Raw genomic sequence first — 11,823 nt, 5'->3', positions numbered from 1 at the left:
TCATTTTTATTTTTGGAAAATGTTTTACCTAATTAAAAGGCAAAATAGGCAAAAAAATAGACCAGCTTTGATGGCCTATTTCTAATGGTCTATTAATTTTAAAATTTTTAGTCTACCGGATTTGACTCAACAAGGGTCATCTGGCCCTTAAATTCATAAGATTTAGCTTCATTTGTGATTATAAAGAAATCTCCCCTCTTAAGTGGGTAAGTCTTTCCATCTACAAGGACTTCTCCCTGGCCTTCTACTACAAATTCTAAGAGGTATAGCTTATCTCTTTCTAGCTTGGCAGAAGTCTTTATGGTCATCTCTCTAACCTGGAAATACTCATTTGATGTGAGGATTCGTTGGTCATAACCATCTTTTTCTTCATTTACTATCTTATCTTCGTTTTCTATAATTTTTATAGCTTCTTTGGATTCTTCTAGGTGGAGGTCTCTTAGTTTTCCCTCATCATCTTTTCTATCATAGTCATAAAGCCTATAGGTGATGTCTGATGCTTGTTGGATTTCTAGGATTAAAGATCCCTTTTTTATGGCATGGACTGTACCAGACCTTACAAAGAAGAAATCTCCTAGCTTTGTTGGAACTTCCTTTAAAAGTTCATCCCATTTTCTCTCATCTATTAATTTTATGGCTTCTTTCTTACTATCTACATTTAGGCCATAGATAATTGAGGCAGGATCTTCATTTAAAATATACCAGCACTCAGTCTTTCCCTTTGCTCCATGAAGTCTTGCGGCCATCTCATCATCTGGATGGACTTGTATTGATAGGTCATCTCCTGCATCTATGAGCTTGACTAGAAGTGGGAATTCTTCTTCTTTGGGATTTCCAAAAAGGTCTTTCTTATCTCTATAGATTTCTCTTAAAGTCTTGCCTTTTAATTCTCCATTAGTGATGACTGAGCTTTCGCCTGGCATGCCTGATACGCCCCAATATTCTCCTACTTTTCCATCTGATACATCAAGCTTAAAGATATTTTTTAGCTTGTCTCCGCCCCAGATTTTTTCACGATAGTCGCCTTTTAAAAATAATACTTTCATTTCTACCTACCTTATATTTTCAAGTATCCTAAGTGTCTCTTGGATGTGGGAATCGCCTAGGTTATTTATGTCGCTATAAGGCACTCCCATTACTATTACAATATATTCCTTTCCATCCTTTTCTGCCAGGGTCGCCCAGCAAAGTCCGGCATTATCTGTTGTTCCTGACTTACCTCCGATTATTTCAAAGCCGTTTTGATGGTAATCTTTGAGGTGTCTAAAGATGGTTGATTCTATATATACCCCATTTGGGTGGTCAGCTGTAGGGGTTGTTTGAAATTCTTTCTTGGTAAAGATTGCCCTGAAATTGCCATCATTTAGGCTATCTTTGATAAGCATGGCACAATCCTTGGCTGACTGGTAATTTTCTGGATCATCCATCCCATCTGCATTGGCGTAGGAGGTATTTTTAAGGCCTATGGCTTTTGCCTCGTCATTCATCATCTTTACAAAATCTCCCATGGCCCCTGCCACATTTATGGCAAGAGAATCTGCCGCTTCTCCTGCTGATGCCAGCATGGTCGCATAGAGAAGGTCCCTGTAGCTTGTAGACTCTCCTCCCACAAAACCTGCCATCGAGGCATTCATATTAACAGCCCTCTGATAGGCCCCCACGTCAATTGGCGCAAGGCCTGCTAGATTATCTATATGCTTTAAAGCCACCCTTACAGTCATAATTTTAGTAAGGGAAGCCATTGGCAGGGTCATGTTCTCATTTTTGGCTAGGACCTCCTTATCATCAGTCAAATTGTAAACATAAACTGCTTTTGATATATACTTGTCATTTTCAATCTTTTTCCTAATCCTAAGGCCGATATATAGCCCTAGGGCCAAGGTTAAAATAATAATTAATAAATTTCTAATCTTTCTCATAAATCTATTGTACACCTTCTTTTGTTTTTTCTTAATTAAATATTTTGTAAGCATAGCTTAGCTTTCTTTGAAAAATTTATAAAAAAAACTTGAAAGATACTTGCAATTGATTATTTCTATCAGATAGTAATAAAGAGGTGAAAAAAATGAAAGATATAATAATTATTGGAGCAGGCCCTGCCGGTGTAAGCGCTGCCTTATATGCAAAAGCTCGTGGCAAGGACCTACTTTTACTAGAAAAAGATAGGGTAGGTGGCCTTATTAGCCATGTTTCCAAAGTTAGTCATTATGCTAGCCTTGCCGATAATGAATCAGGTGAGGAATTTTCACAAAAACTAAAAGACCAGCTCGCCTTTTCTAATATCGATGTAACTTATGAAGAATGTCTATCTATAGAGAAAAAGGACGACTTTTTCCTTGTAAAGACAGACAAAAATTCCTATGAGAGCAAAAAGCTAATCTATGCTGCAGGCTCCAAGCTAAAAGAGCTTGATATAGACTACAAGGGCTTTGATGTTAAACATTGGCCATATGACAACGAAGAAAGCCTTAAAGGCAAAACTGTCATTGTAAATGGTGGATCAGATGGAGCAAGCAAGGAGGCTCTATATATAGCCAAATTTGCCAAGGAAGTCCATATAGTCCAAAACCAAGATGCCCTAATGTGCATTGACGAATTTAAGAAGCAAATCGAGGCTTCAGATAAAATAAAGGTCCACACATCTACAAGCCTTAAAGACTTAGAAATAAGGGATAATAAATGTGTAAAGGCTATCTTAGATGATTGTGCGATTTGCGATGAAAATGGCATAGAAATCTATGTTCAAATCGGCCAAAATGGCTCTACTGACCTTATAAAAGACCTTGCAAATGTCAAAAACACCTTCCTTGATGAAGAAATTTCATCTCAAGTCGATGGCCTATATTTTGCAGGCGATGTAAGAATAAAAGATGTAAAACAAATAGCTACAGCAGTAGCTGACGGAACCCTTGCAGGAATTAAAGCAAGCAAATAGATCTTCCCCCTTTCAATTGAAAGGGGATTTTTTTATCTAAAAATCGGGACATTTTTCTCATTTTTGCTATATATAAGCAGACTTAAATATCAAAGGAGAAGAAATGACCAATACTTATTACACAATTTTACCTGCAGATGTTAGGTATGATAAAAGATTATTAGCAAATGAAAAGATAATATATTCAGAAATCCTGGCCCTAGCCCAGAAAAAGGGCTATTGCCATGCCACAAATGCCTATTTTGCTGAAGCCTTATCCACATCTGTCACCTCCGTTTCAAAATGGATAAATAAGCTAATCAAGCTTTCTTATATAAGAGTCGAATACAAATACAGAGAAAATACCAAGTGCATCAAGGAAAGAAGGCTTTTTGTAAATGATTTAGGAAATGAAGAGCCTACAAGCAATCTTAAAGAGGATATGAAAGAAGATTTAAAGGGCCCTCTTGAAGAAAACTTAGGGGAGGGTCTTGAAGGAGACTTTAAGGATAATAAGACAAGTATTAATAATACAAGTATGAATAAGACTAAGACACCCCTAGATATTTGGAATGGTCTGGGTGGAAAAATTGCTAAGATAAGTGACTCTAGCAAATATCAAGCAAGACTTGACTTTCTAATAAAAACTTATGGAGAAGAAGACCTTATTTCCACAATCAAGTCCATAGACAAAAGCAAATTCCTAAAGGGCGAAGTGGGCGATTTTGTTATTAGCTTTACTTATTTTTTGAATAATTATGAGAAAATCAGGTCAGGTGCCTATGACGATTGGGCTAAGGGAAAGACTCGCAAAAAGCTAGGAAAATTTTCTAAATTACAAGCAGAAGACCCCTTCCTAGCCCAGCTAGCCAGAGCCAGGAGGCTAGCTAGGATGAAGTCTACGGGAAATCTCGCACCTTCTGCCTTTTAGAATTTATTAAAATTAAATATTTCTGACTGATGGCTTTGAGAACTTCCCATAGGAAAAGAGCCCCTAAGGACTCTTTAAAGCTTTTACTTGCCTATATATTCTTCGGCGTTTTTAGCTGCATTTCTACCAAATACAACTATGTCTGTTACAGCATTGCCGCCTAGTCTATTGGCTCCGTGGATGCCTCCTGTGACTTCGCCTGCTGCATATAGGCCTGGGATTGGGTTTCCGTCTTTATCTAGGACTTCAGAGTTTGTATTTACCTCTACCCCGCCCATGGTGTGGTGGATGCCTGGTGAGATTTGAACTGCATAGTAAGGAGCAACTGATAGGTCGCTTCTTGTTTGATCCATGCCCTCTCTACCAAAATCTGGGTCTTGGTTGTTTTTAACGATTTGCTTCCAGCCTTCGATTGTCTCTTTGATTGTGGCTTCATCAACCCCAATTAAGTCAGCTAGGGCCTTGTAATCATCACATTTTGTGAGAAGTCCCTTTTCGAAATATTTGGCAATTGTTGATGATTGGTCCATCATTGATTGGTCTACAATTAACCAAGCTGATGGGTCTTTTTGGCTTAGGATTTCTTTTGAAACGAAATCTCTTGTTTCAAGCTCATTTACAAATCTCTTACCGTCTTGGTTTACAAGGATTGCTCCCTCACCCCTTAGGCCTTCTGAGATTAGTGAGCCGTCTTTTTGGACTACTGTTGGGTGGATTTGAATTTCCTTCATATCTATGAAATTAGCCCCAACATCTCCTAAAAATCCTATAGCATCACCTTGGATTGACTTAGCATTTGTTGACACATAGCCCTTTAGGTCTGGGTTATATTTTTCAACTAATTCTTTATTTGCACCAAAACCACCTGTAGCTACGATTACTGCCTTGGCATTTACCTTTAGCTTTTCTCCGTCTGGATAGGTTGCTTCAACTCCAGCTGCCTTGCCATCTTCCATGATGATTTTATCTACCTTGGCATCATAAACTATTTCAATGCCTAGCTCTTTGGCCTTGGCTGTAAGTTTGCTTACTAGGTAAGATCCTACAGGGATTGACTTGCCTTCGTCATTGATTGGAGCGTGGGTTCTCATTTCTGTTTGGCCACCAGAGAACTTAAGTTGTTTAAGTGGGGCACCTAATTCTTCTAGCCAATCAACTGCTGCTGATGATTCTTGAGCCATTTTTTCAACTAGCTCTTTGTTGTTTTTATCGTGGCCACCCTTCATTGTATCTGCTACAAAGGTTTCTACTGTATCAGGAATTCCTTCTTCTTTTTGAAGTTTGGTTTCAGCAGCATTCATACCACCAGAAGCAAGTGATGAGTTACCACCTGTAATCCCTGCTTTTTCAACAATTGTGACATTTTTGCCATCTTGAGCCATTTGGATAGCTGCAGAAAGTCCAGCTCCGCCTGCTCCTACAACTACTGTATCTGTTGTAATTTCAGTTTCTCTTGCCTTCTCATCTTCCTTAGCCGCTAGGTCTTCTGGCTTGATTCCAGCTTCTTCTAGGGCAGAATTTACTGCTGAAAGGAAGGCTGCTGATGAAATGGTCGCACCTGAAATATTGTCTAGGTCTGTAGAATTTTTGGCAATGACTTCTTCCTTGATTCTTTCAAGTCCTGCTCCACCTACTGAACTTGTCTCCTTGTGTTCTGCTTCGATGGCTGTGATTACGCCCTTATCAAGGCTTACCTTTACCTTAATCTCGCCACCGTAACCTTTAGCGCTTCCCTCATATGTACCGCTTATTCCAGATAGGTCTGCTGGTTTTTTTGCTGTTTCTTCTGTCTTTGTTTCAGTCTTAGCTTCTTCTTTGCTAGGCTCATTTGCCGCCTGATTGCCACATGCTGCAAGGCTTATAGCCATGGCTAGGGCTAGGCTTATGGATTTAAATTTGTTCATATTACCCCTTTCCTATGATTTATAGATGATATTTTCTAAAATAAAGGGCTATCTATAAGATAGCCTCTTTAGTTTTTCCTATTTTGCGTTTTTGATAGCTTCACTTAGGGCAGATTTGAAGGCTTCACTTGTTACTGTTGCGCCTGATTCGTTGTCGATTTCTGCACTGTTAGCAGCTTTTGCAGCTTCTACTAATTTTGGAAGAGCGTCTTTACCGATACCTTCTGTTTCAGAATCTTCATCGATTGTGATGTCTTTGATTGTGTCACCTTCCATTTTTACAGTAAGTTTGATGTCTCCACCGTAACCAGCTGCTGTTGCAGATCCAGTTTTTTCAGCTGATTCTGTGCTTTCTGCTGGTGCAGCTGCATCTTTGTTAGCGTCATCTGCCTTGTCAGCTGAATTGCCACAAGCGGCTAAAACTAGAGCAAGTGCTCCAACTAAAAATATATTCTTTTTCATATTATTCTCCTTTTATCTTCTGTTCTATCCAAGTATACCATCTTTATACAAAATTATCAAGAAAAAAACCTTGTCATTGTTGATTTTGCTTTATCTGAATACTTCTTTAATAACTTCTTTGATATTGGCAAGCTCTCTTACCTTTATTTCCTTAAAGTCTTTAGCATCTAGGGAGTTTTTGGCTAAAAATACCTCTTTATAGCCAAGTCTTTCAAGCTCCTTGACCCTGTTTTTGACCTGAGGAACCTTTTTAAGTTCTCCTGTAAGGCCCACTTCTGCTATGAAAACTGTCTTATCTGATATTGGCTTTTTGAGGTAGGAAGAGGCTATGGACATGATTATAGCAAGGTTTACAGAGGGCTCTGATAATTTTAGGCCGCCTGTGGTTTTTATTATGACATTGTAGTCAAAAAGATTTAGGCCTGCACGCTCCTGAAGGATTGAAATAAGGGTGTTTAGGTCATCACGCCTTAGACTGTCACCGATTCTTTGGGGATAGGGCATGAAGGACTTGGAAACTAGGGATTCTATCTCTACTTCCAGTAGCCTTGACCCTTCCTTGGTGACAGATATGGCTGAACCTTCAGCTTCTACTTCCCTTTGGGTTATGAAATACTCGCTTGGATTTGATATTTCCACAAGGCCTTCTTCATCCATTGAAAACAGGCCAATCTCGCCTGTCCTACCAAACCTGTTCTTGCTTGATGTTAAAACCCTCAGGTCTTCCTCAGGACTCCCATCTAGGATTAGGACTGTATCTACCAAGTGCTCAAGAGTCCTTAGGCCTGCCATCTCACCTGTCTTTGTCATGTGGCCTACCATGATGAAGGCCCTTTTCTTGTCTGGGTTTTTTGCTAAATTTACAGCAGCTCCAGCCACCTCGATTGTCTGGGTAGGTGAGCCCTGCTTGTTGTCAAATTCCTGGAGGCTAAAGGTCTGGATGGAGTCAAGGATTATGATATCGGCGTCGATTTTCTTAATCTCCTTGATAGCAAGATCCATTGAATTGGTCGATAGGATCCAAAGATTTTCTGGCTCCGAATCCATTATCCTCTGGGCCCTTGATTTTATCTGGCTTTCGCTTTCCTCTCCTGACACATAAAGGACTTTGAGACCACTTTTTGCATAGGAATTGGATAATTGAAGGAGGAGGGTCGATTTGCCTGCTCCTGGTCTTGCTGTAAGGATTGAAACAGAGTCCCTGACAAGGCCTCCGCCCACCGCCCTATCAAATTCTTCATAGGCTGAGTGAATCCTTTCTGATTCGTTGATTTCAATGTCTTTTAGCTTTTTAGCATCCTTGTCATCTAGGATTTGAGCAGACTTTCCCTTAGTCTCCTTGACTGTGACTTCAATTAAGCTGCCCCATTTTTTACAAGATGGGCATTGGCCAGCCCAAACATTTTGGGTGTGGCCACAGTTTTTGCATTCGTAAGCTTTTTTGACCTTAGCCATCTAATCCCTCTACAAATTTATTGACTGAAAATTCATAAACGGCCCTTTTTGGGTCTTCCTTGTAGATTTTGGCAAAGATATCCCTTGGGACGATGCCAAAGTCTAGGAGGGCCTCAAGCTCATCTAAAAACCTATTTTCAAACTCACTAAGGACTGGTCTCACTAGGTCAATGATGTCTAGGACGTGTTGGTAGAGCTCTACATTTTCATAAAGGGCGAAAATCCCCATCCTAGCTGCATTATATTTAAGCTTAGTGGCCATGTCATAGTCCATGTCAGAAAATAGTTCATAGACCTTATCAAAAATCTCCTCATTGAAGAAGACTCCCTTAATTAGGGCAAGGCCTGCCATATTATAAGGGAAAGGCACCTCATCTGCCATCCTTATTTCTATATATTTCTTGGCCCTAACATCTGGAAATACGATGGAAAGGGCGTGGTCAACGAGTGCGTCGGCATTGTCTTCTGTCATTAGATCTTCAAGGGTTTTTCTACCAACATACTCATCTTCCCCATCCTTATTTATAAAAATCATTGAAGTTTCAAGGATTCTTTCGGCATAAGTTTTATATGTTAGGTCAGAATCAAAGGAAAAATCGTAAAGACCAGTCCTCATCCTATCTGTATTATCCCAAATTGTCTGTCTGAGGTTTCTTTCATAATAGATTTCTCCCTCAAAAATATAAGAATTGTCAAATACTGAATAAATAAATGGCGAAAGGGCTGAGGCTAGGAAATATTTCCTCCTAAAGTCCTCCTCATCCTTATAATCTACAGCAAACTGCATGGAGGCCGTCCCCTTCATCATATTGTGGGCCATATCGCCCCCAAAGTCAGCAAAATATTTATACATAAAATCGTAGCGAGCCTTTGGAATGACCTTGATATCGTCAATCTTAGTCTTTGGGTGGTAGCCAAGGGTTACAAGTAATTGACCTCTTTTTTCAAAAACTGGGACAATTTTTCTCATATTTTCCTCATAGAGCCTATAAAGTTCTTCTACAGAGGCCTTGGCAGAAATGGCAAGCTCAAATTGACCGGCAGGTTCGATAGAAACATCCACCCCATGGCCCCTTAGGGCAAGGCCAGAATCATCAAGGGCCTCATAGCCAAGATTTTTTAAGTCTTTTAGGCTAGCCCCCACGCCATTTTCCCCATAATAGGAAATAGACTCCAAAGTGTCCTTATCCACAACAAAATGTTCAACTTCAAAACCAAGCCTAAAATCAGCAGGGTCCTTTTCCCCACTTCTTAGGTAAGCAACAATTTTTTCTAATTTTTCTTCTCTATTCATAATTACCTCAAATCTATAATCATATTATACGATTATTAAAATTTAATACATTTATAAATTTATTTAAAGGAAAATTTTATAGAAATAAAATTTGACGTATATTAATCCTATAAGAAATTAGGAGGAAAAAATGTCTTGTACAACAATATTAGTAGGTAAAAATGCCTCATACGACGGATCAACCTTGGTTGCTAGAAATGAAGATTCAGGCAGCGGCCAGTATTGTCCTAAAAAATTCATAAAAGTTGACAAGAAAGACCAGCCAACTTTATATAAATCAGTCCTATCCCATGTTGAGATAAAATTGCCAGACAATCCAATGTCCTACACAGCCATGCCAAATGCAGTAGATGACGAAGGAATCTGGGCAGCCTGCGGAGTCAATGAGAAAAACGTCTCAATGACAGCCACAGAAACCTTAACCACCAACGAAAGAGTCCTAGGAGCTGACCCACTTGTAGTCTACAAAAAGGCAGAAGATGGCAAGGAGGAGATAATCGGAGGAATCGGTGAAGAAGATATAGTCACCATCACCCTTCCATATATAAATTCAGCTCGTGAAGGAGTCCTAAGACTAGGTAGCCTTCTTGAAGAATACGGAACATACGAAATGAACGGTATAGCCTTCCAAGATGAAAACGAAATCTGGTGGCTAGAAACAATCGGCGGCCACCACTGGATTGCCAAAAAAGTCCCAGATGATTCCTATGTAATCATGCCAAACCAACTAGGCATCGACTCATTCGACCTAGAAGATGCTTATGGAAAAGGCGAAAATCACCTATGCTCCAAAGATTTAAAAGACTTTATAAAAGATAATTTCCTAGACCTATCCCTAGATGGAAATCTTAATCCAAGAGATGCCTTCGGTAGCCATTCAGACGCAGACCACGTCTACAACACACCAAGGGCCTGGATCCTTCAAAGATTCTTCAACCCAAGGTCCAACATTTGGGATGGGGAAAATGCAGACATAAGACCAGATGACAATGACATCCCATGGTCAAGAGTTCCAGAAAGAAAAATCACAGCAGAAGATATAAAATACGCCCTCTCCCACCACTACCAAGGCACAAAATACGACCCATATGGCAAGTACGCCGACAAAAAGGGAGCCTTCAGACCAATAGGCATCAATAGAAACAACTTCCTAGGCCTAGTCCAAATAAGACCATACATGCCAGAAGGAATAAAAGCTCTAGAATGGCTAGCCCTAGGATCAAATGTCTACAACGCCATGCTCCCATTTTATCCAAATGTAGATGACACCCCAGCCTATCTAAGAGATACCACAGGTGATGTGACAACAGAAGACTTCTACTGGACCAATCGCCTAATAGCAGCCCTAGCCGACCCACACTACGCCGACACAGCAAACCTAATCGAACGCTACCAAGAAGAAATGGGAGCCATGGGCTGGGAAATAGTCCACAAATACGACAAAAAAGTAAAAGAAGCAAAGCTAGAAGGAAAGGACCTAAGAAGCGAACTAGAAAAGGCCAACCAAGAAATAGCAGATAGACTTAAAAAAGCAAGCCTAAAACTTTTAGACAAGGTCTTATATGAAGCAAGTAATAAAATGAAAAATTCCTTTGCTAGAAGCGATGCTTAGTAACATATTTTCAATAAGATTGTTAGAGGGAGAGCCCGGGGCTCTCCCCTTTCCTTTATAAAATGTTTTTTTAGGGGGCTTCCCCCTAAAAATTCCCTTTTTTATTATCCAAGATAATAATATTTTTATTTATTATTCAAGATAATGTTATTAAAAAGTTGTTCTCTTCGTAACTTAATCTCATTATGAATTATTTTCATCATGCTGATGACTTCGCCTAAAGGAACTTTTTTTCTAATGATACAATATTATATGGTATTTTTTCTTCGTAACTTTATCTTATATTTAATAATATTTATATACTATTGAATCTTCGTAATAAGGGGAGGCCCAAGAGACTTTTCTTTTAGTGATACAATATTATATGGTATTTTACTTCGTTATCTTATCACATAATAAATGATTATTATAAACATATCCCTTCGTTCAAGGGGGAATCCCTAGGGAACGTTTCGCACGTTCCCTCATCGGATTCCCCCTTACACCCCCTTTCCGTTACACCCTCCGAGCGACCCCTCGCGGGGAAAAAGGATGTTTGCTACGCAAACTTTTGGTACATGACTGCTATTCATCCTGGTTCAAAATCTATTATTTCAACTCTCGTCAGCTAAAAATTTAGATTCGCTACGCTCAACAAAATTTTTTAACGCTTCCTCGATTTAAAATAATAGACGATTTTATTTATGTAAACCTTAAGACATTTTTCCTTAGAGCCATCTATCGCAATGTTTGCCAAAGGCTATAGCCCTATCCTAGCGAAGCGAAGCTGAGCTATGGAAGGACTTATGCAGAGTAAAACGAGCCTAAGCCATACTTTGACGTTAATATCCTCTTAGAATACAGAATAATTCTCCCAAGGTCGAGAGATTTTGTAAATGGAGATGCCGTTAAGAAAATCTCCTGAAGCACGAATGAATAATAAATTTCTGTGACTACTGAGATATAGAGTGCATATAAAAGAAACATTTGGGCTAGATTGAGATTTTTAGGCATCGAAATGTCAAAATCAGTAAGGATAAGAATAGCTAAAACAAGGAGTTCTGTCTACAAAGAGTGGCTTGCCGCAGGCAAGCTTCTTATCATGCTCCCCGCTTTAGGGGCCGCCTGGGGGTGTAACGGGGAGGGGGTGCAAGGGGGAGCCCGATGAGGGACTATGGTACCCCCAAAAAGTTGTAGCTCAATTTCTTACAATACAAATATATTATAGATTGATGGTGGCCCTTTTCTATAGAAAAGGGCGATTTATCAAGA

General features: G+C 39.5%; 9 protein-coding genes. 3 read left to right on the top strand and 6 right to left on the bottom strand.

Features of this window, described 5'->3' with window-relative positions; all coding sequences use genetic code 11:
• Positions 1–107: 107 nt before the first annotated feature.
• Together manA and NH286_RS08080 are read right to left on the bottom strand one after the other, a co-directional pair.
• Positions 108–1,046, bottom strand: coding sequence for a mannose-6-phosphate isomerase, class I (gene manA, locus NH286_RS08085; protein WP_106461412.1), 939 nt, complete (start codon positions 1,044–1,046; stop codon positions 108–110).
• A 6-nt stretch (positions 1,047–1,052) separates the two neighbouring features.
• Positions 1,053–1,919: a D-alanyl-D-alanine carboxypeptidase family protein gene (locus tag NH286_RS08080; RefSeq protein ID WP_265238144.1), complete on the bottom strand. Its 867-nt coding sequence runs from the start codon at positions 1,917–1,919 to the stop codon at positions 1,053–1,055.
• 146 nt (positions 1,920–2,065) lie between these two features.
• Here NH286_RS08080 and NH286_RS08075 point away from each other — a divergent pair, with 146 nt between their 5' ends.
• A complete protein-coding gene (locus NH286_RS08075) occupies positions 2,066–2,935 on the top strand; it encodes an NAD(P)/FAD-dependent oxidoreductase (protein ID WP_265238142.1) in 870 nt (289 codons plus the stop codon).
• Between the two features lie 103 nt (positions 2,936–3,038).
• Complete coding sequence (locus NH286_RS08070) at positions 3,039–3,845, top strand: helix-turn-helix domain-containing protein (RefSeq protein WP_265238140.1); 807 nt, start codon at positions 3,039–3,041, stop codon at positions 3,843–3,845.
• Between the two features lie 83 nt (positions 3,846–3,928).
• Here NH286_RS08070 and NH286_RS08065 read toward each other — a convergent pair whose 3' ends face one another.
• From NH286_RS08065 to NH286_RS08050, 4 genes are all read right to left on the bottom strand, one after another.
• The gene (locus NH286_RS08065) at positions 3,929–5,749 is read right to left on the bottom strand and encodes a flavocytochrome c (RefSeq protein WP_265238138.1); all 1,821 of its coding nucleotides are present in this window, start codon (positions 5,747–5,749) and stop codon (positions 3,929–3,931) included.
• Between the two features lie 78 nt (positions 5,750–5,827).
• On the bottom strand, positions 5,828–6,211 hold the full coding sequence (locus NH286_RS08060) for an FMN-binding protein (protein WP_265212846.1): 384 nt from the start codon (positions 6,209–6,211) through the stop codon (positions 5,828–5,830).
• Positions 6,212–6,301: 90 nt separating this feature from the next.
• The gene (radA, locus tag NH286_RS08055) at positions 6,302–7,666 is read right to left on the bottom strand and encodes a DNA repair protein RadA (protein ID WP_265238135.1); all 1,365 of its coding nucleotides are present in this window, start codon (positions 7,664–7,666) and stop codon (positions 6,302–6,304) included.
• The gene (locus tag NH286_RS08050) at positions 7,659–8,960 is read right to left on the bottom strand and encodes a glutamate-cysteine ligase family protein (protein WP_265238133.1); all 1,302 of its coding nucleotides are present in this window, start codon (positions 8,958–8,960) and stop codon (positions 7,659–7,661) included. The genes radA and NH286_RS08050 overlap by 8 nt, the downstream gene beginning before the upstream one ends.
• 130 nt (positions 8,961–9,090) lie before the next feature.
• Between NH286_RS08050 and NH286_RS08045 the strand changes: the two genes are divergently transcribed.
• Positions 9,091–10,572, top strand: a complete 1,482-nt coding sequence (locus NH286_RS08045; RefSeq protein ID WP_265238131.1) for a C69 family dipeptidase — start codon at positions 9,091–9,093, stop codon at positions 10,570–10,572.
• Positions 10,573–11,823: the final 1,251 nt, after the last annotated feature.

Origin of the sequence: Anaerococcus sp. NML200574 (assembly GCF_026131665.1) — a bacterium.
GTDB lineage: Bacteria > Bacillota > Clostridia > Tissierellales > Peptoniphilaceae > Anaerococcus > Anaerococcus kampingae.
Note: the sequence above shows the minus strand (reverse complement) of the source record. Positions and strands in the feature narration are given on the sequence as shown.

What these genes read in the sequence shown, in the direction of transcription:
- manA (WP_106461412.1), bottom strand. Translation starts at nt 1,046, where the DNA reads ATGAAAGTATTATTTTTAAAAGGCGACTATCGTGAAAAAATCTGGGGC.
- NH286_RS08080 (WP_265238144.1), bottom strand. Translation starts at nt 1,919, where the DNA reads ATGAGAAAGATTAGAAATTTATTAATTATTATTTTAACCTTGGCCCTA.
- NH286_RS08075 (WP_265238142.1), top strand. Translation starts at nt 2,066, where the DNA reads ATGAAAGATATAATAATTATTGGAGCAGGCCCTGCCGGTGTAAGCGCT.
- NH286_RS08070 (WP_265238140.1), top strand. Translation starts at nt 3,039, where the DNA reads ATGACCAATACTTATTACACAATTTTACCTGCAGATGTTAGGTATGAT.
- NH286_RS08065 (WP_265238138.1), bottom strand. Translation starts at nt 5,749, where the DNA reads ATGAACAAATTTAAATCCATAAGCCTAGCCCTAGCCATGGCTATAAGC.
- NH286_RS08060 (WP_265212846.1), bottom strand. Translation starts at nt 6,211, where the DNA reads ATGAAAAAGAATATATTTTTAGTTGGAGCACTTGCTCTAGTTTTAGCC.
- radA (WP_265238135.1), bottom strand. Translation starts at nt 7,666, where the DNA reads ATGGCTAAGGTCAAAAAAGCTTACGAATGCAAAAACTGTGGCCACACC.
- NH286_RS08050 (WP_265238133.1), bottom strand. Translation starts at nt 8,960, where the DNA reads ATGAATAGAGAAGAAAAATTAGAAAAAATTGTTGCTTACCTAAGAAGT.
- NH286_RS08045 (WP_265238131.1), top strand. Translation starts at nt 9,091, where the DNA reads ATGTCTTGTACAACAATATTAGTAGGTAAAAATGCCTCATACGACGGA.